This is a genomic window from Paenibacillus sp. FSL H7-0326 (genome assembly GCF_001955535.1).
Taxonomy (GTDB): domain Bacteria; phylum Bacillota; class Bacilli; order Paenibacillales; family Paenibacillaceae; genus Paenibacillus; species Paenibacillus shunpengii.
Genome location: NZ_MPVN01000007.1, coordinates 73148 through 98462, shown reverse-complemented (window position 1 = coordinate 98462; position 25315 = coordinate 73148). Strand labels below are relative to the sequence as shown.

21 protein-coding genes are annotated in these 25315 nt (G+C 44.6%); 3 read left to right on the top strand and 18 right to left on the bottom strand.

The window, feature by feature from the left end:
* Positions 1–66: 66 nt before the first annotated feature.
* From BK126_RS25145 to BK126_RS25120, 6 genes are all read right to left on the bottom strand, one after another.
* Positions 67–1632, bottom strand: coding sequence for a helix-turn-helix domain-containing protein (locus tag BK126_RS25145; protein WP_076315250.1), 1566 nt, complete (start codon positions 1630–1632; stop codon positions 67–69).
* Positions 1629–3398, bottom strand: coding sequence for a sensor histidine kinase (locus tag BK126_RS25140; protein ID WP_076315249.1), 1770 nt, complete (start codon positions 3396–3398; stop codon positions 1629–1631). Before BK126_RS25140 ends, BK126_RS25145 begins: the two co-directional genes overlap by 4 nt.
* Before the next feature lie 43 nt (positions 3399–3441).
* Positions 3442–4317 (bottom strand): carbohydrate ABC transporter permease, encoded by an 876-nt coding sequence (locus BK126_RS25135; protein WP_083656194.1) that lies wholly within the window; start codon positions 4315–4317, stop codon positions 3442–3444.
* An 83-nt stretch (positions 4318–4400) separates the two neighbouring features.
* A complete protein-coding gene (locus BK126_RS25130; protein WP_076315247.1) occupies positions 4401–5282 on the bottom strand; it encodes a carbohydrate ABC transporter permease in 882 nt (293 codons plus the stop codon).
* Positions 5283–5339: 57 nt separating this feature from the next.
* Positions 5340–6653, bottom strand: a complete 1314-nt coding sequence (locus BK126_RS25125; RefSeq protein WP_076315246.1) for an extracellular solute-binding protein — start codon at positions 6651–6653, stop codon at positions 5340–5342.
* A 159-nt stretch (positions 6654–6812) separates the two neighbouring features.
* Positions 6813–7250, bottom strand: a complete 438-nt coding sequence (locus tag BK126_RS25120; protein ID WP_076315245.1) for a hypothetical protein — start codon at positions 7248–7250, stop codon at positions 6813–6815.
* Between the two features lie 151 nt (positions 7251–7401).
* Between BK126_RS25120 and BK126_RS25115 the strand changes: the two genes are divergently transcribed.
* A complete protein-coding gene (locus tag BK126_RS25115) occupies positions 7402–8196 on the top strand; it encodes a sulfite exporter TauE/SafE family protein (protein WP_076315244.1) in 795 nt (264 codons plus the stop codon).
* A gap of 123 nt (positions 8197–8319) precedes the next feature.
* Here the strand turns inward: BK126_RS25115 and BK126_RS25110 are convergent, their stop codons facing one another.
* The 4 genes from BK126_RS25110 to metE all read right to left on the bottom strand — a co-directional run bounded on the left by BK126_RS25110 (position 8320) and on the right by metE (position 16007).
* Entirely contained in the window at positions 8320–9039 is a 720-nt protein-coding gene (locus tag BK126_RS25110; protein WP_076315243.1) for a hypothetical protein, read from the bottom strand.
* Between the two features lie 114 nt (positions 9040–9153).
* On the bottom strand, positions 9154–10626 hold the full coding sequence (locus tag BK126_RS25105; RefSeq protein ID WP_076315242.1) for a protein adenylyltransferase SelO: 1473 nt from the start codon (positions 10624–10626) through the stop codon (positions 9154–9156).
* Between the two features lie 438 nt (positions 10627–11064).
* Positions 11065–13461 (bottom strand): polyprenyl synthetase family protein, encoded by a 2397-nt coding sequence (locus BK126_RS25100; protein ID WP_076315241.1) that lies wholly within the window; start codon positions 13459–13461, stop codon positions 11065–11067.
* 254 nt (positions 13462–13715) lie between these two features.
* Complete coding sequence (gene metE, locus BK126_RS25095) at positions 13716–16007, bottom strand: 5-methyltetrahydropteroyltriglutamate--homocysteine S-methyltransferase (RefSeq protein WP_076315240.1); 2292 nt, start codon at positions 16005–16007, stop codon at positions 13716–13718.
* Between the two features lie 338 nt (positions 16008–16345).
* On the opposite strand from metE, the gene BK126_RS25090 reads away from it, so the two are divergent.
* A complete protein-coding gene (locus BK126_RS25090; RefSeq protein WP_076315239.1) occupies positions 16346–16474 on the top strand; it encodes a DUF4023 family protein in 129 nt (42 codons plus the stop codon).
* Positions 16475–16622: 148 nt separating this feature from the next.
* Here BK126_RS25090 and BK126_RS25085 read toward each other — a convergent pair whose 3' ends face one another.
* Positions 16623–17189: a 5' nucleotidase, NT5C type gene (locus tag BK126_RS25085; protein ID WP_076315238.1), complete on the bottom strand. Its 567-nt coding sequence runs from the start codon at positions 17187–17189 to the stop codon at positions 16623–16625.
* Between the two features lie 89 nt (positions 17190–17278).
* Positions 17279–17746 (bottom strand): DinB family protein, encoded by a 468-nt coding sequence (locus tag BK126_RS25080; RefSeq protein WP_076315237.1) that lies wholly within the window; start codon positions 17744–17746, stop codon positions 17279–17281.
* A gap of 222 nt (positions 17747–17968) precedes the next feature.
* Here BK126_RS25080 and glsA point away from each other — a divergent pair, with 222 nt between their 5' ends.
* Positions 17969–18913, top strand: a complete 945-nt coding sequence (gene glsA / locus BK126_RS25075) for a glutaminase A (protein WP_076315236.1) — start codon at positions 17969–17971, stop codon at positions 18911–18913.
* A 63-nt stretch (positions 18914–18976) separates the two neighbouring features.
* Here the strand turns inward: glsA and BK126_RS25070 are convergent, their stop codons facing one another.
* The 6 genes from BK126_RS25070 to BK126_RS25045 all read right to left on the bottom strand — a co-directional run bounded on the left by BK126_RS25070 (position 18977) and on the right by BK126_RS25045 (position 25311).
* Entirely contained in the window at positions 18977–19810 is an 834-nt protein-coding gene (locus tag BK126_RS25070) for a class I SAM-dependent methyltransferase (protein WP_076315235.1), read from the bottom strand.
* 261 nt (positions 19811–20071) lie between these two features.
* A complete protein-coding gene (gene thiD, locus BK126_RS25065) occupies positions 20072–20887 on the bottom strand; it encodes a bifunctional hydroxymethylpyrimidine kinase/phosphomethylpyrimidine kinase (protein ID WP_076315234.1) in 816 nt (271 codons plus the stop codon).
* A 176-nt stretch (positions 20888–21063) separates the two neighbouring features.
* Positions 21064–22440, bottom strand: coding sequence for an MATE family efflux transporter (locus BK126_RS25060; protein WP_076315233.1), 1377 nt, complete (start codon positions 22438–22440; stop codon positions 21064–21066).
* Complete coding sequence (locus BK126_RS25055; RefSeq protein WP_076315232.1) at positions 22430–23257, bottom strand: sugar phosphate isomerase/epimerase family protein; 828 nt, start codon at positions 23255–23257, stop codon at positions 22430–22432. Before BK126_RS25055 ends, BK126_RS25060 begins: the two co-directional genes overlap by 11 nt.
* Positions 23258–23298: 41 nt before the next feature.
* Positions 23299–24354: an oxidoreductase gene (locus BK126_RS25050; protein WP_076315231.1), complete on the bottom strand. Its 1056-nt coding sequence runs from the start codon at positions 24352–24354 to the stop codon at positions 23299–23301.
* 42 nt (positions 24355–24396) lie between these two features.
* Entirely contained in the window at positions 24397–25311 is a 915-nt protein-coding gene (locus BK126_RS25045) for an AraC family transcriptional regulator (protein ID WP_256209905.1), read from the bottom strand.
* Positions 25312–25315 lie beyond the last annotated feature (4 nt).

The following is a 25315-nucleotide window of genomic DNA, read 5'->3' as shown; positions in this document are numbered from 1 at the left end:
TCCTATTACTTATATACTACCGAGTGAAATGTTTGAATCACTATTTGTCGAATTGTTGTTATTTTATTAAATAGAAGATCGATTCTCTCGATAATCACTTGGGGTTAGGCCGTAATGCTTCTTAAACAGTCTGCTGAAATATTTTACATCCTCATAACCGATTAGCAGTGCGATTTCGCTAAGTTTAGCAGGAGATACGGATAACAGCTCCTCTGCTTTTTTCATCCTTAGTTCAGTGACAAATTCAACAAAGGATCTGCCCGTCACCTTCTTAAACAGTTCACTAAGATGACCAGGATGCAGATGCAGATGATTCGCTACATGCTGAAGATTCACCTCTCTGAGTGATACCGATTCCATGAATGCTTTTGCTCGATCCACATGGGATTCTGGACCTTGACTGACTTGAGCATGATAGCTGGACATGATGGCATGAAGATAGCGGAACAGCGCTGCTTCCGGAATAAATCCATTTCCCTCTGCCTCTAAGCTCGACTCGATATGGACCTCTCCGTCGGAGCCGAGCATTCGAACTGTCCTGTCCATCCATCGATGTCCCGCCACGGCAGCAGACCGTAAACAAGCCATTGCCGTTTCGAAGGTACATTCCGGATCCATGATCAAATTCTCATATAACTGTGCGGTCCATACTTTGAGAGCGACAGGATCGTTGTCTAGTAGAATGACGCCCAGCTGGTTCTCTTCTTCTGGACTGATAATGTTTTTCCCACCTCTCCGGTGTTCAATGTCGAGGTACTTGATTATCTTATCGGGCAGGAGAGGTAAATACCGCAGAGCACAGGCAGCTTCTTCGTAGCTCACATGCGCATTTTCTAAATTCGCTACAGAGCTTCCCGCTGCCATTCGTATCGAGCATTTAAGCAAGCTCTCTGCTCGTTCAAGCAGTCTTGACCATGATCCGTAACGAGGTAAATCTTGAGCATCATCAGCAGGGATAAGGCAGACCAAGGTTTGTTGATGAATCAAATAGATACAGCTAGGTACGAGATCCTGTAGTAGATTTCGAAGGGCAAATAACAGAAGTCTTGATGAATAGTTGGGTCCATTCCATCCACTGGCTTCCCATATAAGCACCTTACAGCCTGAACTGAAATGATTAATTGTCTTGTCCCCAGACAAACCGCTTGCTAAGAACTCGATCGTTCCTTCTGTCACTTCCCCATGAACAATCCACTGTACCCATTTTCGTTCGAATTCCTCACGGGCCTGCAGTACATCCCTTCCCTTCTCAGCCCAGCGTTCCGTAATCCGGCGTTTAGCCTCAAGAACGGTGCGGACGATATCTTCAGGAGGACTTGTTTTGAGCAGATAATCCGTTACTCCCTGCCGAATGGCGGTTTGAGCATATGAAAAATCATCATATCCAGACAAGATGATCACTTCCAGGTCAGGCAGAATCGTTTTCGCTTGTTCACATAGCTGTAGTCCAGAGATTCCATTCATCCGTATATCCGTCATTAGAATACTCGGACACTCTTGTTCGATTCGCTGAAGAGCTTCTTCTCCAGAAGCAGCAGGCTGAAGCAGCTCAAGTCCAAGCTCACACCAGGATATAACTTGGGCTAATCCTTCTCTGATAATTTCTTCATCGTCAACAATGAGTACTCTCATATCGTCTCCTCCATTATCGGTAGGGTGAAAGCAATTCGGGTTCCTCCGCCTTCCCTGCTGTCAATTTCAAGATGAGCTTCAGGACCGTAATGCAGCAGAAGACGCTCGTTCACATTTCTTAGTCCGTAACTGCCCTCCTTCACACGAACATGTAACGATTCGTGCCCATTTGCAGGGGTTTCTATTATTCTGCGGACGTCTTCTAAGCGATTCATCGACATGCCAGCCCCATCATCTAAGATTAGAAAGCTCATCCGATTCTGCTCTTTCCGAACCATAATCAGGATTGAGCCCGGTCCGTCCTTCTTGTTAAGGCCGTGAATCATTGCATTCTCGATCAATGGCTGCAGGAGCAGCTTAAGCATCCATTTATTCTCCAGCTCTGGATCAACCATATATTCGATCTTAAATTTGTCAGGATAACGAATATTCTGTACCCGAACATATTGACGGATGTGGTCTATTTCTTGGGAGACAGGGCAATACTCCTTCCCATGATTCAAGCTTAAACGCAAAAATTGGCTCAGCCCCTCTACCATATCAGCGATTCTCTTCTCTTTGGCCATAAGTGAAATCCAGTGAATGGATGCTAACGTATTATATAAAAAATGAGGATTGATCTGCGCTTGAAGCGCATGCATATCGGCTTCTTTTTTACGTGCTTCCTCACGGATCAGATCCTGCTTGAGCTGTTCAATATGTGCTCCGAGCAGGTTATAGCTCTGTCCGAGCTTACCGATCTCATCTTCGGTTGTAACTGTGAAATGGGGGAGCGGCTCGTGAGGATTAATCCGATATAAATGACGTGTAAGAAGCAGCAACGGTCGTGTAATTCTACGTACGGTTGCCCAGACTAAGCACGCGCTGATCAGAACCGAGATTGCAACCGCAACCGCTGTAATGGTTAAGATATAACGGTTCTCTTCACGATATTGGTCATACGGAATAGAGCCGATCAGTGTCCATCCCGTAGAAGGCTCTCGCACGTACATGAACGTCTTCTTCTCCTTCTTCTCTCCGTACACCGCCGACCCGCTTGTTCCTTGATTCAGCATCGTTAGAAGTCCTGGATATTGATCTTCGATTCGTATCCCTAATCGGGTCTTGTCAGGAGAAGATAGAATCACACCGTTAGAATCAATGAGTTCGATTCTACCGTTCCCACTGGCAAAGTCTTTTTCAGCAAGCCGATGAGAAATTTCTTTCTCACTCAAACTGATAGACAGCCATCCAAGATGCTTATAATCATGAATACTTCGTATGGGCCTGGTCAGGGTCATCACATACTGTTCTCCAGCGTAATTTACAATTCGATATACAGGAGACCAGTGCTTCTGTCTAATTTCGGTTAATGCTCCCTCCGGTGTGTCCGCTTCATACCAATTCGCCGTCATCAAATCATTAGAGAAATGTTCGGGCTGAATCACAATATTAGCTATATATGATTTGGAGGCGGCAAGGTTGGTCATTCTGCCTATAATCTCCCGCCTCTCTTCTTCTTGCTCCTCATCCTGCATCAGATAATCTTGGATATCTCGCTCACCAATCAAATAGATGGATAAATTGTCTACATCCTGAAGCATAAATTTTAAATTTGCTTCCAGCTGTTTCAGATAGTCAATTCCGGACAGCGTGGCCTTCTCTTCCGAAATGCGTGCCGCTGTATCAAAGGCAAATAAACCAAGCACCACGAGGGGTACAATGATCGAACCAGCAATGAGCACGGACAGCTTGCGCTGCAATGATGATCGTAGCCAGCTCCTCAAGAGATCCCCCTCCTTCATGATGTGGTTATGGTATTAGTATTCGTTAACCCTTGACTGCTCCGGCTGTCATTCCTTTCATCATCTGCTCCTGAAACAGCAGGTAGAGAAGAACCGTTGGAAAAATAGACAACGTCATCGCAGCCAGCGTAAGTCCATAATCGGTCTGATAACCGTCGGCAAAATTAGCGATGGCTAATGGCAGTGTTTTGAGCTCTGTTTTATTAATGAACACCAAGGCAAATGAGAAATCATTCCATGCATGTAAAAAGCTAAGGATCGTGACTGTAGACAGGGCGGGCAGTGACATTGGAAGCATGATGCGGAAAAATAATCCCCACAGCCCTGTACCATCCATAAAGGCAGCTTCTTCGATATCACGAGGAATACTGGTCAAATATGCAGTAAGTATAAAGATCGCTGTTGGCAGGGCAAACGCAGTGTAAGGCAGGATCAGAGCCCAGTACGTATTTAATAGAAACATCTGCTTCATCAGAATAAACAAAGGAACCAATGTGCTGTGTATAGGAATCAGCATGCCGATAACAAAAAATGCAAGCATGATCCCTTTCCATCGAAAGGAAAAGCGGGCAAGCACAAAGGAGGCAAGTGCGGATATAAATAAGGTGAGTACCAAGGAGCCTATCGATACAATCATCGAATTGTTAAAGGCATTTCCAAGGTTTGAGCTCTCCCAGGCCACAGTGAAATTCTCCCATTTCCAGACTTCTGGCAGTCCAAAAGGTCGGTTATAGAAATCCTCATTGGTCTTGAAGGCACTCGTAACAAGCCATACAAAAGGATACAATGTCACAATTCCATAGAGCAAAAGCACAAACCAAAATAACGCTCTTCCGATACGACGAAACAGAGTGGAAGCTTGGGATACGGCAGGTCTTGAACCTGCAATGTTTGGCTGCATGTGTATGCCTCCCTTCAATTCTATTGGCATGAATTTAATTTGCAAATGTATTTTGGCCTATAATCAACTCTGAAAAATGCAAATTACACCGATGATTCTTTTTTTCTCGAAGCGAGCCACTGACTTGTTCCAATCAATAAGAGACTGATCAGTACGATCGTAGTCGAAATGGCACTTCCGAACCCGTATCGATAGGTCGTAAAAGTGGAGTTATACATATAGGTTGCCAGTAATTCTGTGGTATGTGCAGGTCCGCCTTTTGTCATGATGTAGACAAGATCAAATGACTTCAAGCTGCCGGATATACACAAGATGACAGCCACCTGCACGGTGTTTTTAATCATGGGCAGGGTAATACTCCATATTTTTCGAATCCCTGTTACTCCGTCAATCTTAGCCGCATCATGAATTTCACCTGGAATGTTCTGAAGCGCCGAGACGAAGATGATTAAGTACAATCCGACAAAGCTCCAGAGTAATGGAGGAACGAGCGAATAGATCGCGATGGCCGGATCTGACAGCCATTCCATCTTCCAATTCTCGAGATGTAGTGCATCCAGGAGAAAGTTCAAGATACCGATCTGTGGGTGATAGATATACTGCCAGATCATACCAATAACAACTGTAGACAAGACCATAGGTAAGAATACAGCTGAACGTAGAAACTTTTGCAAAAAGCTGCTCTTATGCAGCAGAACGGCCAAGAACAGCGCCAGTGGAATCTGTCCAAAAACAGAGGCAAGCACAAAGATAATGTTATTTTTCAGTGCCCGCCAAAAAATGGGGTCTTTAAAAATCTCTGCGTAATTCTGAACTCCGATATAGACCGCGTCCCCGATTCCTGACCAGTCAAAAAAACCATAGTACGCTGACCAAATGACCGGTACGAACACGAACAGCGCATATAGAATTACTGCAGGAGCGAGTCCTATAACAATAAAGCGGCGATTTCGCAATGCATTCATGGCTTTGACACTCCCTTTAAATGAGAATACCCCTCCCCTATCGGGAAGGGGATTATTCTATTTTCCAACGGCTGCAGCCTGGGCATCCTGAATCTTACGGGCAACCTCTTCCGGATTGCCGTTCATCAGCAGCTCCTGCAAGCTATTGTTGACCACTTCGGTTGCGGCTGAGCCAAACTTGGAATCATATACAGGCGTAATCTTGACATCCTGCATCAGTTCATACAGCTCTACAAAGAGTGGATGTGCCTTGCTTCGATCCAGTTCAACGTCATAGCTGACCAGCGTACTGCTCTCAAGCGTTGCTTTTTGACCGTCTGGACCAGCTAATTCATAAAATAGCTCCATAGCTGCTTCTTTGCGTTCGCCAGTCAGCTTTTTGCTAACACCAAGACCAGTGCCGACGACTCCAGCGGTTACCTGCTCCTGGCCCTTCCCTCCTTCGATTGGAGGCAGTATCGTGATATGCGTATTGTTCAGCACTTCTTCCGGTGCGTTATTCACCAGGTTAGCCAGGGCCCATCCGCCATTAATGACCATCGCTGCTTTTCCTTGAAAATAAAGCTGCATCATCTGCGTTTCATCTATGCTGTTAAAGCCATCCTGAAAAGCACCTGAGTCTCCAAGCTTCTTAAGCACATTCAATGCTTCTACAAACTCTGGATCTGTAAATTTTGCACCGCTCTGCTCGATCGCCGATAAGAACCATTCTGTTCCTGTAATCCGGTCGGCAAGTGTACTGAATAGTGTAGATTGAACAACCCAGTTAGCCTTATTACCGAGAGCAATGGGAATGACATCCTTCTCATTAAATGTCTGAATTGCGGACTCCAACTCCGCCCAAGTTGTTGGTACCTTAACCCCGTGTTCTTTGAACAAGGCTTCGTTGTAATAGATAAAAGAGCTTGGTGCAAGGTTCATCGGTACAGAGTAAATATTCCCATCTACGGTGTAGCCGTCAAGCGCATTAGGAATGAACTTATCCTTCCACTCCGGATTTTGGTCTAGTTCTTCGTTAATAGGCTGTAACAGATCCCCTTTAACAAATTCCTTGGTCATGGCATCCGGCCACATGACAAAGAGATCAGGCATTTCATCAGCGGCAGCTACCGTACGCAGTCTTGTACGCAGCCCATCGGATGGCAGTCCTTCATCAATCACTTCAATGTTCGGGTGATCTGCTCTAAATTGCTCAATAATACCTCGCATCGCTACGGCCTTGGCATCCTGACCTGTCCAGTTGTGCCATATGGTGATGGACACCTTCTCTGAATCTTCGTTATTGCCACTCGTACCACTTCCTCCGCCGCATCCTGCAGCAATGACCGAGATAAGCAAGCACAAGCTAAGGACAATACTCCATTTCTTCATGTATGGCTAACCCCCTTAAATATGTTAAGTCTCATTCTAATAGAAGCGCTTACACCTGATAAGGAGAATAACATCGGTAAGAAGGTAGAAAAATAACGGATAAAAATAAACCGCGATGATCGCGGCTTATCGATAAACGATTTTATAGTCAATTCTTTCTTAGAGGAGTTTGAACAGCACTTCGGGATTGATCCTTCTTGTGAGCTCATCCAGCTCCGGTGAAGCATACCAATCCTGCTCAAATAAACTCTGACCGTATTTAACGGTATGGATTACCGACCCGGCGGACAGATAAATATTGTGATGCACTTCTGGAAGAAATACGACACTGTCTCCCTCTCTTAATATCTGGACTAATAGCTGATCAGCACGTATCTCCGCATATACAATCCAGCCCGTCTGGACGATGTATAGCTCTGTTGCTGCCCGGTGAAAATGACTGTTCTGCCAAGTACCTGCATCAGGTGCTACTGTCCTGCAATATGAGCTTCTATCCATAAAGCAGTTTAATCGAAACTTGCTCTCGCCATTGTCCATCTGATCAAATTTCGTGTGTACACCATAATTCAAAGCTTCCATCTCGGATATTTTTTTCAATAAATTCATCTCTTTTCACTTATGTAATTTCCTTTATTTTACTAAGTCGAAAGTATTTCTGCCTATATACATATGTGACTTGGTTATGGAGCAAGGTTTGTGATTCATGTAGAATAAGGGTTGGCTAATTCACACGGAAGAAGGTTTACATATGATTGAAATTGTCGTACTGCTCCTTGTCGGAGTATTGTCTTCATTATGCGGAGCGGTCGTTGGACTTGGCGGAGGATTTATCATTGTTCCTTTTCTTGCCTTCGCCTATGATATGCCTGTCTCGGAGATTGTCGGAACGTCTCTAGCTGTATTAGTGTTCGGATCACTATCCAGCACGATTGCTTATGTGAAGCAGAGAAGAATTGATATGAAGAGTGGCACATTATTCGCGGTCGCCATGATACCTGGTTCTGTTCTCGGTGCCTTTACAGCCAATATTGTGAGTAATCGTGGATTTTTCGTGGCACTGGGTGTTTTTCTACTATGCATGGCGATATTTCTACTGAAAAAACCGCAAAAATCACAAAATTCATTACTGAAGCCTACGGTTACTCGAGCATTCAGTGATGCGAGTGGAACAACACACACCTATTCATTTAATCTAAAGGCCGGCGTCTCCATTGCACTGGTTGTCGGATTCATATCCAGCTTCTTCGGCATCGGGGGAGGCTCTGTCATGGTACCGACGATGGTCATGCTGCTCTCGTTTCCAGCACATATCGCTGCCGCCACTTCCAGCTTATCGATCCTGATCTCTGCTACATCAGGAAGTATTGCGCATCTAGCCTTAGGACATATCGATTTCATGAAACTATTGTGGCTGGCAGCAGGTTCTCTCATCGGCAGTCAGCTTGGAGCGAGAATTGCATCGAAGCTGCCAGGAGGAGTCATTCTGCGCTTCCTGTCCATTGCGCTGATCTTCGTAGCGATACGGTTAATGTTCAAGAGCTAACAACAGGGCAGCTAAGTTAAACACAAAAATATAGGCTGGAATGCTCCAACCTATATTTTTAAAACATCATGTTTGAAGGAAAATCACGCATTTTAGTACCTGCTGTATTCGATCTCACAAGCATCATTTCTTATTTGCTCTATAATTGTTAAATATGTAAGAGTTGATCTCGTCTGATTTGTTATCATGATCTACCACCTCAAGCTCCGATTCAATTTGTGCATTTCTATGTATCGCTAATTGACCGATCATTAAGGACTTGAGTGTCTGTTTCGCAGATTTCGTAACTTCTTGCAGTTCAGCGAGATAGAGTGGCTGCTCTCCGCTATGCTTGATATGCTGAACAACGGCTTGAAGCTGCAGATCTTCTCCAAGATGAAGGGTAACCCGATCATTTCTTTGAAGTCCAAGAACGGATCCTGCGGCAAACAAGATCTCGCTCATGCTCAAATTTTTCACTTCACCTATAGAGTCTGTTTCATTGCTCAGCGATCCAGCATCTGCTGACTTAAGTTCTCTTTCAATAATACAAGTTAGCTGATGTACCGGCAGCAGTACTTCTTTGCGACGCTGGAAGAATCTTTTCTGAACCGGCGGAGGAAGAATACATAATATATGTTTTCGATAAAAGCCGATAGGATAGGTATCAAAGGTAATCAATCCTTCTGCATAAATGGTGATGCCTATGGATTCCCCGAGAGAGATCCTCTTGTTATCATTTAGTGCAATTTCAAACACATCTCCATCAATATATGTAATACGTCCTCCGAATGTATGATCCCGCGTCCGAATCATCACCATACTCTCCAATAGAACAAACTCACTGATCTTGTCTATTAACATTGTTTACCCATCCTCTCGCGATCAGGACATAAAAAAGCACACATTTACCAATTAGGTGAAATGCATGCTCCTCATTGATTCTATATATATCGGCATTTTGAATCTATTCGTGAATTAAGTCCCGCAAAAGGTTTGATAAGCACAATCCTTCGGAGGCAGTATGGCATATTCTTCTTGTTCCTTGGAATAGGCATACGGATCAGCCAGCACCTCCAATAACTGCTCCATCACCGACAGATCCTCATCCTCCACAGCTGCTTCCAGCGCTTCCTCCACTCTGTGATTTCTAGGAATCACGGCAGGATTGCTTCTCTTCATTAAAGCTTGCGACTCAGCCTTGCTCTCTTCTTGCCGCTCTAGACGCTTCTGCCATTTGGAATGCCATTCCTTATACTCTTGCGTATCAAACATGACTTGACCAGCCAGTTGATTCAAAGTCAATGCACGGAAGGTATTCGTATAATCCGCCTGATGCTCCTGCATCATTTCCAGCAGTTCAGCTATTAATGTTTCATCTTCCTGTTCTTCATTAAATATACCGAGCTTAGATCGTAGACCCGACAACCAGTTCTGATGAAATAAGCTGAAATATTCCGATAACGTCTCTTCGGCCATCTTCACGGCTGCAGCTTCATCGTCGTGCAGGAGGGGGAGCAGCGTTTCAGCAAAACGTGCCAGGTTCCATGCTCCGATCTGAGGCTGATTGCCATATGCATAGCGGCCCTCTCGATCGATGGAACTGAATACGGTTGCCGTGTCGTATGTATCCATAAAGGCACACGGACCATAATCGATCGTGATTCCGCTCAGCGCCATATTGTCGGTATTCATGACCCCATGAATAAAGCCGACCAGCTGCCATTTTGCGATGAGTGATGCTTGTTGTTCCACCACTTTCTTCAGGAGATTCAAATATCGTCCTTCATCCTGCTCTACATCAGCAAAATGCCTAATTAATGTGTAATCAGCGAGTGCTCTTAGATCCTCGATACTTCCCCAATTTCTCACAAATTGAAAGGTTCCAACACGAAGATGACTATCTGCAACACGGGTGAGTACAGCGCCAGGCAGCACGCTCTCACGATATACGGGTTCACCGGTTGAGACAACGCCCAGACTGCGGGTTGTAGCTATTCCAAGTCCATGCATCGCCTCACTAATAATATATTCACGAAGCATCGGTCCGAGCGCTGCCCTTCCATCACCACCTCTGGAGAAAGGCGTTCTTCCCGCTCCTTTAAGCTGAATGTCTAAACGCTCACCGTCTGGCGTCAATTGTTCACCTAACAGAATGGCGCGCCCGTCCCCAAGCATGTTGAAATGCCCAAATTGATGTCCAGCATACGCCTGAGCGATGGGAATAGCTCCTTCGGGGAGGATATTGCCTGCGAGAATGGCTGCTCCTTCATCACTATTTAACAAATCTGGATTCAATCCTAGTGACATCGCAAGCGGTTTGTTAAATATAACAATGCTTGGAGCTTTAACTTTAGAAGGTTCTGTAGGTTTATATAGCAGATTCGGCAGTCGGGAATAGCTCTGATCCAAGTTCCAGCCTGCATCCTTACTTGCATTCATATTTGTCATCATGTCTCCTATATTCTCATCAAAATGAAAACTCCACTTTTGTATTGTTTACGGCAAAGCCAAACTTATCCGCATTCACAACTCGTATTGATCTGCAATCGCAGCTTTAATGCTTAATCCTAAGTTTACCAAAAAACCTGGAGAAAGTCCTTTAGATCCAAAAGTGTTATTTTGCTGATATTCTTGATATTACTTCAGGTTTGTTCTAATCAACTTCACCACACTCCTCATATTAAGATAAGATCCGCTTTCCCGTCAGTTCCTGAATCGCTCCAATATTATGCGTGAATTCAAGTGTCTAATGAATCATGAATTTCTAATGAATCTACTTCAAATTATCATCAGCCAAGAGGATTCCTTGTGATTACAATCACGAGGAATGAGGCATCATTTTGAATAATAAAAAAAGAGCCGGCGTTTATTCGCCGACCCTGCTGTTTAATTGTTCCGATTAATAATGTAGTCGAGCAAATGCTTAAGAAAATCGGTTTTTCTCGACATTTCATTCAGGGCTTCGATGGCGTTACAATAATGATCCCACATCATCTTGCTCGCACCTTCCTTACCTAGCACAGTGACAAAGGTGGAGTTATTATTCTCAACATCCTGCTGGATCGGCTTTCCTAGTGCCTCTACATCCCCTTCGGCGTCAAGCAGATCATCCTTAATCTGAAAGGCAATACCTGCATGGTAAGCGTATTTTTTGAGCAAATTCACTTCAGCTTCATTCGCCTTAGCAAGAATTGCCGGCATCACGAGAGAGGCTTCGAATCCAATCCCTGTTTTGTAGAAACAGATCATATCAAGCTCGGCAAGTGTCAGCGGCTTCCCCTTGGAATTCAGGTCCATGGCTTGCCCCATACAGATTTCCCCTGCCTTTTGGGAGGAGTATTGGATCAGAGAGAGCACCGAAGCTGGGTCGAATTGATGCAGGGAGGTTTGTTCCTCCGTCGCTTTTTGAATCAGAAACAACCCGGTTAACTCAGCAGTAGCGCTGCTGTGCACCTCATGCAGTGTAGCCCGGCCTCTGCGGGTAGCCGCATTATCCTGTGATGGAAGATCATCGAAGATCAAGGAAGCCGTATGCATATACTCCAGCGATCGAAGGAGCGGGATAAGGGACGAATATTCCAGACCATATTCATTGACTCCCATAACCCAGGCTAGCAGTGGGCGCAGACGTTTGCCTCCTCCTTCAAGACTATAGTTGGCAGCATCGATGAGCGGCTCCTTCATTGGAGAGATGCCTTCAGGCTTCGTGATCTCAAGCACACGGTTGATTTCGTTCTGAGCTGAGTTAAGCGTCTCTAGAAACTTTTCTTTCTCGGATTGATCATGCTTCATCACGTTCAGCATCTCATCTCGCAGCAATTTGTCGAAGAAGTCGACGTCTTCTGCTTTATCCACCATGTACTGAATGAGCTGGTTAAACTCAGGATGCCCGGAAGAAAAAATCTGCATGATTTCGTTGTATCTTTGTTGACCGACACGCTTCTTGCAGCGCTTCAAACCATTGATTGCCCGATCTAATATCACTTCTCTCGTCTTCGGATCAGACTTGTATACATTGTGAATCAGGTTCGAGATCACTGCCCAGTATAACTCAAAAGGGTTAACCAAATCTGTTCTATGATCCCGGTGTGTTAGATAGTACGTATAGGGCGTAACCGCGCCATCCTCCAAGTCTTCGAACATATCCGCGAAATCATCCGCCAGCTGATTGTAAATCCCATAGTAAAAGGTTCGATAATCAAAGCCTTCATCCTCAGGAGCACTGATGACGGAACGCACAATGAGCCGGGAGGAGGAGGATTTGAGAATGACAGGAAGGTACAGCTCTTCATTGGTGTAGCTTGTGTTTTCAAGGCTTTTTACACGGTCAATGTCCTGTGACTCAAAGAACACATAGGATTGTTCAAAAAAAGTATTTATCGACTCCGGGCGCTGATAATTTTTAATATACTCAAATGCTTCCTTAAGCTCAGAATGAATAAATTCAATGAGTGCTGTATTATCTCCTGACCATTCTTGAATATGTAGTGCAGGGACTTTTCCGGTAAGCAGTGCCGTTCGAATAAAATGAGCGTACCTCTCCTTCTCCTTGGTGCTTAACGTTTCGGAATCGAGCAGATCGTCAATATAAGGATAAGTCAGGCCATAGGAATATCCGAGTCTTATTGCCTCATCAATTCTCCTTGCCCGTTCTGTAGGCGGTGTATCGCCATCCATATCATCCAGGACATGCATAACAACGCCAAATATGATCTTAATCAGCTTGCGCTGAGCCTGCTCCGCATTCATCTGCTCAGGGATGTGGGAGGAGACACTGCTCAGCTTATTCATCACCCAAATGGCTGCCGGCTCCACCTTTTCCTTCTGAGCCCACCGATAAAAAGAAGCCAAGCTTACGAAATCCGGCTGTGACTTCCCCTTTTCATTACTATGCTTAGGTTCTATCAAATGACGTTTAATCATGGTAACCATCTGCTGCACTTTCAGCTCGGTATCCGGAGAATCCAGATATTTGCCCATATCCCTTAAGTAAAAATAAGATACACTGCGATCTAGATAATCATCTAATCTACCCGTTATATTCAAGTAAGATAGGTATTTGTGATAATTGCTGGCATCCATTTTCTGTTTATCCTGCGAAAAAAAAGACCATATCGAACGTCGATGAATATGTTTGTTCTTCCACACTTTGAAATCATCCTTCAGCGCAGATACATAACTCTTATCCCATACTTGCTGCTGTAGCAGTTTAAAATACGCCGTCGCCTTCTGTTCGGATTGCAGGTACCATGTCTCGGATTGATCTGTATATTGCTTAATCATTTTGTTGTCTAACCTCAGTTTCCTAATTTGTATATGTTTAATTATAGATTTCATCAATTCTCTTTGTTCCTATACGTATTACAAGCTGATGGGTTACAAATGTATTGTTCGAATCTTCATTTGGTAAGTAACTTCAGAATGAATACTATGGATATAAATTAACATCCTTCACGGAATAAGACAAAAAAAGAACCTGGCTGGTCTGCCAGGTTCTTAATACTGCGAAAAAGTTGCGAAATAAGGATCACGATTTGTTATTTGATGGAAACCGCATATTTTTCCCGAGCTGCTTTGGTCGCTTCAACCATATGCTTCAGTGATTGTACCGTTTCTTCGGCTCCTCTTGTTTTCAAACCGCAATCGGGATTGATCCAGAATAATTTAGGATCCAGCACGCGCAGAGCACGGTCAATCATAGAGGTCATTTCTTCAACCTTCGGAACACGCGGGCTGTGAATATCGTAGACTCCAAGTCCGATGCCCAGCTTGTAAGTATTATCCTCGAAGCTATGAATAAGCTCACCGTGACTGCGTGATGTCTCGATCGAAATGACATCTGCGTCCATATCTTCAATTGAATCAATCATATCATGGAATTCGCAGTAACACATATGGGTATGGATTTGGGTGGAGTCCTTCACCGTGCTTGTAGTCAAGCGGAAAGCCTTCACTGACCAAGCCAAGTATTCTGCCTGCTCTTCTTCTTTTAAAGGAAGTCCTTCACGAACTGCAGGCTCATCGACTTGAATCATTCCAATGCCCGCCAGTTCAAGCGCTTCAACCTCTTGTCTGAGTGCGTAAGCAAGTTGATAGGCGATCTGCTCTCTTGAAATGTCATCTCTCACAAATGACCAATTCATAATAGTGATCGGACCTGTCAACATCCCCTTAACAGGACGTGAAGTTTTGGATTGGGCATATTTCGTTTCTTTGACCGTCATCGGTTCTTCAAATCGAATGTCCCCGAAGATGACAGGCGGCTTCACGCAGCGAGAGCCATAGGACTGTACCCAGCCGTTCTGAGTGAAGGCAAATCCGCCAAGCTTCTCACCGAAAAATTCAACCATGTCTGTCCGTTCGAACTCTCCGTGTACAAGCACGTCCAGTCCAATCTCTTCCTGCAGATCGATCCATGTATCGATCTGCTCCTTGATGAAGCCTTCGTATTTGTTGTCGCTCCATTCACCCTTACGCCAGAGGCTGCGCGCTTTGCGTACCTCAGCCGATTGCGGGAAGCTGCCAATCGTGGTTGTAGGAAGCAGCGGTAAATTCCATTTATCCTGTTGAAGCAGGTGACGTTCCGAGAATGGCTGACTTCTCTCTGGATTGACGGAGCTAATGGCTGCGACCTGCTCACGAATATCGTTACGCTTGCGATCTGGTGACTGTTCCAGCGCACTTAGAGACGCATCACAATCGGCAAGCTCTGCTTGGATTGCCTCGCTTCCTTGATTGATCCCCTTGGTCAGAAGAACCAGCTCCTTCAGCTTCTCGTCGGCAAAGGCCAATGCGCCTTTCAGTTCGGGGGCGAGAGCTGTTTCGCTTGCTAGAGATACAGGTACATGAAGCAGGCTGCAGGAAGATTGAACAATGAGACGATCCTCAGATACCCATTTGCTGATATCTTGCAGCTGTGCGAGCTTGTCACGCAATGAGGCTTTCCAAATCCCGCGTCCATCGATAATACCAGCTCCAAGCACTTTGTCTTGAGGGAATCCATGTTTCTCAAGCGACCTTACATTGCCTGAATATCCATGAACCAGATCAAGTCCGATCCCTTGTACCGGCAGCTGAATGATATCCTCATAGTTCTCAACGGATTCAAAATAGGTTTGAAGCATAATTTGGAGCTTAGGTGCTGCAGCTGCAAAGGTACTGTAGATCTTTTGCAGCCGCTGGATGTCCTGTGAATCCAGCTTCGTCACAAGGATCGGTTCATCAACCTGCACCCATTCCACACCTTCATTCGACAATTCCTTAAGGATTTGACTATATAGCGGGAGGAGCTGCTCGATCCATTGATCCAGCTCTCCTTCCTTGTAGCCTTTGGACAGCTTCAGGAAGGTCAGCGGTCCAATGATGACCGGTTTACCTTCAATACCGAGTGCCTCCTTCGCCTCTTTGTAGGCAATGAGAGGTTTATTTTCTGTAAGTGCTGGAGCTGCTCCGTCCAATTCAGGAACAATATAGTGATAATTCGTATTGAACCATTTTGTCATTTCACTTGCTGTGGCCTCTTTGGTTCCGCGAGCAATCCCATAATACACGGAGAGGGGTACAGCGCCGCCATCATATGTAAAGCGCTGTGGTACGATACCGAACATTGCAGCCGTATCCAGCACTTGATCGTAGTAGCTGAAGTCACCAACAGGGATCAGATCGATTCCTTGTTCTTTTTGTTTGCTTAAATGACTTAAGCGAATCTCTCGCAATTGTTCATGAAACGCGGCTTCTTCAAGCTTGCCTGCCCAATAAGCCTCCAGTGCTTTTTTCCATTCTCTCTGTGCCCCAATTCGTGGATATCCTAATATGCTGCTCTTAACCATTTCTTAACACTCCTATCTGGAAAATTGTTAAACAAAAGATATCACGGATCAAAGGTTATAGTGTAACTGTAATAAACTATATCTGGTTATAGCCTGTAGCTATAGCTAACAGCAGAGAGAAGGATAAATTGTCGAATACATGATTACGTATGACTCCACAGGAGTGGATCATTCATTCGTCAAATAAGTTGATTTAAAGTTGTCGAAAAGCCACAAAAACAAACGACAAACAAATGGAGTGGATTAGGTCGAATCATGAAATATATTGAGCAGTGCGTGGTTATATTAAGCAAGGTAAACGAACGAAGAAGAACTTAATTAAGAGGAGGCAACAAATCATGGAAAGCACTCATGAATATGTGAAGAAATTAAACGAAAATGCCGAGAAACAACGCCATAACAAAAATAATGGCAAAGGCACGCCTGGCGATAAGCTCCCATCCAAGCAGCATAGTACCAATAAGTAAACGACATATATTTATCTACATTTTTGTCGTTTAAGATTTTCAGGAGCATGTCTGTTTGGTCAAGCCTCTGTTTCGACAGAGATGCGACCTATAGAAAAAAGCCTGACGTGTCAGGCTTTTTCAAATCCATCATTCAATCGTGATAGTTTCATGATTGCTCCATATTGAAGATTGCATCAATTCTTTCTTTTGCACCTTCCCATGATTCCATCACAGGTACTTTGTATTGCTCCAGTGCCTTTAAATTCCATGGATGAGGGATACAGAGAACCTTCTTCCCTCGCTCTATGGCGGGCAATAGATTATGCATACCATCATCGATGAGAAGATCATATTCGATCAGAGATTTCCTTTTACACACAAACAGCTGCTGTAAAGAAATAAACGGCATATGCTTCTGAAGCCAGTTCCACTTCTCCGCTGCCGATGAAGGGTCTCCCGCCGTAACGATAATCAGATCATATGCTTCATTAAGCTTCTCCATCTCAGCTACAACATGCTCATCAAATAGCTCCAGCTCTTCGTAAATTCGCGGCCGGTTAAAGAATACATCACGCGTACTGTCTGGATGACGCAGGTGATCCGTGTTCCAGTCGATCATGTCTTCATACCGTAATGGATGTGTCGGAAAATCATTGTTATTATGAAATATTGCTCTTCTGATGAAATGACATATCGTATCGTCCATGTCTACTGCTACTACGGGCTTCGTCATAGATCCTCCTGCTATTGGCTAAAATCTTACTTTCTAATTCATTTTATTGATACATTAGTCGAAAGCATTTGTCAAACGACAGACATGAATTATTTATTTCTGATTTGTCTCTTTAATGCTGTAATCGCACCCATATGAAGTCCTTCATGAAAAATAGTTCGGATGAGCACTTGCTCAATTGTGTGCATTCCCATCTCTGTAGGAGCAAACTCTTCTTCCATTCGATCCTTGTATGTCTCCCGAATAAAGCCTGGTTGTGCCTTCAATAGAGCGGCCAGCTCAGGCAAGGATGGGGTATCTTCTGTGAACTGGGCCGGACTGGTTCCATAACCGAACCACTCATTAAATGCACTTGATACTGCCAGTTCTTCCTTAGTAAGAACACGTATCCATAAATACTGATCTAGAATGATATGCCCCAGATTCCATCTAATATTGTTGTTGAACCCCGCAGGTATAATCTCTGCTTCTTCTGCGGTAACGTCCTGCACAAGGTGTAGCAGCTCCATTCGATATGTATTCAACTGTTCAAATAATACCTCATGTCTACTGTTCATTACGTCCCCTCCTCTTCTATTTGTATCAATATTATACAAAATTTTACTAAATCCTCTATGCAAGGTAATACTAACTTCAGTCAAATTCAATCAAATGATCGGATTCTTGCTTGCTATTTTGTTCCCCCAGAACTTCAAATAAGGTAAACTAAGATATTAAGAAATTAGATGTTTTCTTATACAGAGAAAATAATGGATAGCCGTGTAAAGGAGAGATTTTGAATGTCCGATAAAAAAGAACTAGGTACCTTGCGGCAGTCATTACCGAGCTGGGTGGAAGCCAGTATCCCCTGTTCCGTGAATGGAAAAGTTGCCTCTTATATTCCCGAGCTTTCCAAAGCTCCACACGATGCACTCGGCATCACCATCCTTGCACCTGACGGCGAATCCGTATCTGCAGGAGATTGTTCCCAGGTGTTTACCATGCAGAGCATCTCAAAAGTGTTTACGCTCATTCTCGCACTCATGGATAATGGCGAGGATGAAGTGTTCAAACGTGTTGGCATGGAGCCCACAGGAGACAATTTCAATTCCATGCTGAAGCTTGAGCTTGTGCGTCCAGGTATTCCCTTCAATCCTTTTATCAATGCAGGTGCGATTACAGTTACTTCTCTCATTCATGGCAGAAACATGGAGGAGAAATCGCAGCGAATTTTAAACTTATTCCATAGCTTGACCGGAAAAGATGAACTTGCTTATGATATCGATGTTTTCAATTCAGAGCTGGAAAGCGGCGATCTAAATCGTTCGATTGCCTACTTTCTTAAGGGGAATCAAGTGCTGATTGGAGACGTGGATGAGGTACTGGACATTTATTTCAGGCACTGCTCCATCCTGGTTCAGTGTGCGGACTTGGCGCGAATGGGGTTAATTCTTGCCTTTGATGGCATGGATCCACTTACGGGGAATAGACTGCTGCCTAAGAGATATGTACAGATTGCGAAGACATTCATGACAACATGCGGCATGTACAATGCTTCTGGCGAATTTGCCATTGATGTTGGTTTGCCTGCCAAAAGCGGTGTATCCGGTGGGATCTTGTCACTTGTTCCTGGTCGATACGGAATCGGCGTTATTGGTCCTTCGCTGAATGATAAGGGGAACAGCCAGGCAGGAGTTCATTTGCTTGAGATCGTATCCAAGCAGATGAACTGGAGCATGTTCTAATCCGGAAAGAGAAGCTACACACTTGGACAGCATTAACAATGTGTAGCTTCTTTCTGTTCACATTTATTTTTGTTTTTCTAACCAAATGGCGATCGTTTGACTCTCTTCAGTGCCAGCTTCACCCGATACATCATTGTAAATTCCTTTTACAATAAACCCTGCAGCACTTACCTCTTCAATCAATGATTCTGCTGTAAAGAATTGATGCCAGATGTTATAGGTTGCTATTTTTTCCTCAGTAACCACTGTCGTTTGCTCTAATGTTACTCGATTCGGATATTTGAGATTTCTAACGATAGCTGCATAGGAATCCCGAGACCAAAAACCACCGTTCTCATGCAAACTCCAATATTGTTCTTCCTTGAACTGATCAAATTTATACTGAGAGAACACATCTAATAATAGCATTCCACCATTCTTCAAACTGTTCCAAATGTTAAAAAGCAATTTACTGCGATCTGCTGGCGCAAGAGCACCATAATCACAATATATCAATAGGGCCAAATCATACCTATTTGATTCATTTAAGTCCATATAGTTCCCGCAGCGATATTCAATGTCCAAACCTTGTTTAATTGCTTGTTCTTTGGCATAACGAATTGAGTTCTCCGAGAAGTCGATTCCTGTTACTGTATAACCCTTTTTCGCCAATCGCTCACAATATAGACCCGGGCCACAGCCTAAATCTAAGACTTTTTGATAAGGTTTCTGGAGAGCAGCTAGTTGAATAAAATCAATAGATTTATCGATAAATTCAAAGCTTCTACTGGCTCCTTCAGCATCAGAGTTTAGATGAGCTTCTAACAATTGATCAGCAATATGGGGCTCTTGCCAAAAAGTATGATCGGTCCGTTCAAATTGTAAAGGTACATGCAGCTGGTTTAATAATCGTTTCATAAAACATCCTCCTTATAAATAGATCAACACAAAGAAACCGCAGAGCTCTACTCTGCGGTTAACCATAGAGAATACGTCCGTAGAGTAAATAATCAAATGGACAAACCAAATAAACACTAAAAAATGCTTATTTCTGTTTGCTTCAATTGATCTTTTACTCTTTTCCAGTCATAACAAAGTCCGTGAATTTCAAACTTCTGCTATGCCGAACTTCTTCACCGAACCCCTCAATTTGTATACTAACATGAAATATGTCTAATGCTATTTAACCGATTCTTGAAGTCTGTGAGCTGCGTGCAGTGTAGGTCCTACAAACCGGTTCAGCGGGAAACCGCCTGCAATCGCTTTGGTAATGAAGGACTTCCCTTCACGAACTGCATCTTTTACAGACAAGCCCTTCGCAATACCGGCAGTAATCGCCGCAGAAGTTGTACATCCCGCACCATGTGTATAGTTAGTTTGTACGACATCGGCTTCCTGCCATTCAAAGCTCTTGCCATCATATAGCAGATCTACTGCTCGTCCAGGTTCAATGACGCCCCGATCTTTGATGAGGACATTCTTCGCTCCATGTTCATAAATGATGGCAGCTGCCTGCTGCATCTGCTCACGAGAACGAAGGGGTCCTGTCTTCGCCAGCTGGGAAGCTTCAAATAAATTAGGCGTAACCAGATCTGCTCCAGGGATAAGATATTTCAGCATCGCCTCGGTATTTTCCGGTTGAAGCACTTCGTCAGTACCTTTGCACACCATTACAGGATCGATTACGATTCCTTTATGCTCACTACGCTTCAGTTCCGAAGCAACAAGCTCAATAATTTCAACTGAGCCCAGCATGCCAGTCTTCATAGCGTCAAATCCAATTCCGTCAAGAACAGTACGAAGCTGTGCCTCTACGATACCAAGGTCTACAGGATATACAAGGTGATCCCACGTATCAGGCTTCATCGCAACAACAGTTGTGAGAACCGTCATACCGTAGACGCCGAGCTCCTGGAAAGTCTTGAGATCCGCTTGAATGCCAGCACCTCCGCTTGTATCTGAACCAGCTATCGTTAATGTTTTTGGAATAGTCATGATGGTATTCTCCTTTACAATATACAGTTGGAATCATCCTACTGCGAATTCAAGAGCTTGTCAAACGATTTTAGAGTGTCACCTCATCAATTAAAAAAAGAAGAGGAGCAAACTTTTCCTCTTCCTTCCAATACTACGTACATAGTATTTCACCATTCTTCATTTAAAATGTATATTTACAGTGCTTGACTATTGCGATCCGTATGAACCAACGTTTTTTGCTGCCAAGCCTTGCTCTTCCAGCGAATAAACAGCAGAATGCCTCTCATCCATTCATCTGCAATAAATGCCGCCCAAATCCCATACAATCCGTAACCTAAATGAATGCCTAGTATATAAGTGAGCGGGACACTGAAGCACCAGGTCACCAGAATCGACACCAGCATGGCTGCTTTGGCATCACCTGTGGCTTGAAGGGCTCGCTCCAATATAACATTGAAATTACGGCCAGGCTCCAGCAGAAAACTGAGCAGCAACAGGGAAGCTCCCATCGCAATAATATCTGGATCTGTTGTGAACAGCCGGATCAGGGGTTCCCGAAATAAGACAAGGATAGATACGGCACCTAAGGTGATGAACTGACTTCGAATTAAATTACGGAGTACGGTGCTGTAGGTGGCTTCGTGCTTCCCAGCTCCAACCAGCTGACCAACAATGATCTGACCCCCTCTGCCCAGTGAAACGGCCAGGATCATCACAAAAAACATAATGTTCTGAGTGTAAATCTTCGTTGTCAGCGCACTTGCACCCAGCATTGAAATAAACGCTGTTGTCACAAACTGATTGGTGGAATAAGACAAGGATACCGCAGAAGAGGGAACTCCTACACGCAGCACCTTCTCCATATGATCTCTGCGCCAATGCAGCATATCCATCCATTGTATACGAACTTCCGCCGTTCTCCGAAGCAGGATTAGATTAATGATAAGGCCAGCACATTGCGCAATAATTGTGCTGATAGCTACCCCGACAATGCCCAGCTTAGGAAAGCCAAAAGGTCCAAAGATGACTAGGTAATTACCGCATATATTTATAATATTCATGAAGATCGATACAACCATCGTTTGTCGGGTTAAGCCATGGGACTGGATCATCGCTGTTGCTGCACTCAGAAGAGCCTGTATAACCAGTCCTCCTCCAGCAATCATTAAATAGCTCTGTGCCTGATCGAACAAGACCGGATCCAGATTAAACAAGCGGAGTAACGGACCACTAAACACAACTACAGCGATACTGACGACAATCCCAAAAAGAAAATTGAGCGCAAGCGAAGATCCTGCAAGTCTGCCAATCTCTGACTTTTTGCCGGCCCCCAAATACTGCGAAATCACAACAGCAGAGCCGAGTGCAACAAAATTAAACATCAGCACTGCAAACATGATAATTTGATTCGCCACGCCAACAGCGGCTACCGCATCATCAGAAACTCTGCTGAGCATGAAGGTATCGGATGTACGGAGCAGCATCTGCAGAGCCGACTCGACAAAGATCGGCCAGGTAATCGCAAACAAAGTGAGCCTGCCAGCTGGCAGGATGTTCTTATTAGATTCCATATGCTTTCTTTATTTTCTGGGTCCCAAGCTTAGCTGTTTCAAGAGCGGTTAATGCTCCATAATCTGCCATAAACAGCTCTAGAGATAAGTAGCCCTTATAACCGGATTTGTGTAACAGAGCAGCGAGCTGTCGAGATGGAGCAATTCCGTCACCTGGGAACACTCGGTCCGCATCCTCGATATGCTCCTTCAAAGGGACTTCAGGATAATCATTCACATGTACAATGCCAATCTGATCACCCGTCCAGTCCGCAAGATCTTCTAAATTACTGCCTCCCGTATACATATGAAACGGGTCTAATAACACTTTAGCTCCGGCAACACCGCTCGCTTGTATAACATACTGTGCATCTTTAACACAATTGAGCCGCTTAGCCTTACCCCAAAATTCCAGATAAGGCTCGACTCCGATTCCCCTCGCTAACTCTGCCAGTTTTGCAAATGAAGAGGCAAAGTTATCAAGTTCCACATCACTCACGTTGCCGTAAGGTGGAGCTGCCGCAGCAGTACAGCCAAGCTCTGCAAGGATGTGCAGTTCTTTTTCCGCCAGTTCGAATCCTCGTCTCCGCTCCTCTGGATTGGTGTCTGCCCAGCTCCAGAATGCAATGGCATTCGCGAATTCAAGGCCGTGGGCATCCAGCTCGCTTCGCAGTTCGGATAAGTGTCCACCTGCTTCAAGATAGGCATCAATATCTTTAACCCACAGCTCAATCCCCTGATATCCCGCTTCAGCTGCGATTCGGATCTGTTCCCTTACACCGAGCCGATACGGCAGGAGTGTGGATGTATTCAAGCATAATTTAAAAGGCAGCAACATAATCTCCTTCTTTCCGTATGTAGTTAAGGTTTAGCTTAGGGTTATGGAGTAAACGGTATCCTTCTCTGATCGGCATGACTTTGCATCCCCAGCTCAATAACACGAATAGCCATTCTTGCCTGCTCAGCCTTAACCGTAAGTTCACTCATACCAGTGATGGCTTCATAGACGTTGCGATAATAGGAATCATAGCTGCCAGGGATGGTCTTCATCCGTCCAGTGAAATGAAGCCCATCTAACGTTGTGTTTAAAGTTCCCCACTTATCGTCCGGTTCTTCTCCCCAATGCGGTGTCCCTGGTACTCCGCCAGCTTTGAGTGCATCCTCTTGTGGATCTTCGCCATATTTGATATAAGACCCGTTCTTGCCATACAAGCGATATCTCGGGGCTGGTTCTACCGAGAGCAAGGTTGACTTCAATCTCACCGACAGTCCGCTGTCATAATGAAGCGTAACATCAAAATAGTCGGATGCCTGAGCCCCTTCTCGCTGCACCTTCAAGTCGGCTTGAATACTGTTGGGCAATCCAAACAAAGTCAGTGCCTGATCAATCAGATGGACACCGAGATCATAGAATGTGCCCGAGCCTTCCCCTCCAGCATCCCGCCATCGTCCTGGATGTGCGAGCGGACTGTAACGGTCCCATATGAACTCCGCTTCTGTTATAGGACCGACCAGCTTCCGCTGAACTACTTCTTGCAGCGTTAGATAATCTCCATCCCATCTGCGATTATGGAATACGCTGAGCACAAGCCCTTTTTCCTGCGCGATGGAGATCAATTCATCGGCTTCCTCGGTTGTTGTCGTGAAGGGCTTCTCCACGACAACATGCTTGCCGGCCATAAGCGCATCCTTGGCAAATGAATAATGATTCGTGCTCGGTGTCGTAATGACAACCAGATCAATGTCAGGATTACGATAGAGCTCGTCGGCCTTCCGCATGACCTGAATTGATGGGTAGTCGTTCAGGCAGGAATTACCGCTTCGCTGAACAATCGCTGCAAGCTCTAGTCCTTCAACAGATGATATGACTGGAGCATGAAAGGTTTTGGCTGCAAAACCATATCCGATAATACCAACTCGGACACTTTTATTCATACTTAAATTCACCTACTTGATATATTCGTATATGCTCTATCTCTAATGAGATCCAATGTTATATAAAATTCGATTAATCGGATACTGCGATTCAGACACTTTGACAGGAACGAGATCACGATAGACCGGATTGAAGTACTTCTTGCGGTATTGACTGGCTGTGAGACCTTTCACCGACTTAAACAGGCGGCTGAAATAATTCTCATCCGTAAACCCTACGGCAAAAGCAACCTCCTTAATACTCCCAGCTTCATACAGAAGGAGCTGACAGGCTCGATCAATACGTCTGTGAATAATGGTTTCTCTCGGTGAGCGGCCAATAAACTGTACAAAGGATCTAGTAAAATGTTCATGTGACCAGCCGACCTGATGTGACAGCTGTTCTATTGAAATAGGCTCATTCAAATGCTGATCTATATAATCCAGCGCCTTGACGATCTGACGCGGCACCCGATTGGCAAGCTTCATCATCGGCTCGTCATATAGGTATCCATCGATCTCCATCAGTAAAGACCATAGCAAGGAGCTGCCACGCGTCTGAAGTTTGCCGGGATAGGCATATGCGATATGCATAATTTGCTTCATTAATCCAATATGCAGCTCTTCACTCAGTGGAACACAGCTTGGTCCTCCAAGAGCAAAAAAGGGCAGGATCTGTTCAATTTCAGATGGATCGGCGAATCCAAAATGAATGAATAAGTGCCTCGCAGGCTGGTTCGGATCATATTCATAGGAATGCAGTTCGCCTGGTCTGGTCAGAACAAAGCTCGGCTCCTTCAGCACATAAGCGCGGTCTTCTACCCGATAGACACTATGAGTGCTGTCCGGGAAGAACAGCAGCTCATAATCATCTATCCGTCTTGGACCGAGAGCGGTACCGGGCTTCTTGACGATATCGCCGACAATATGGATACGCGGCAATTGGACCTGATGTGTGTGTTGTACCCGGTTTGACATAAGG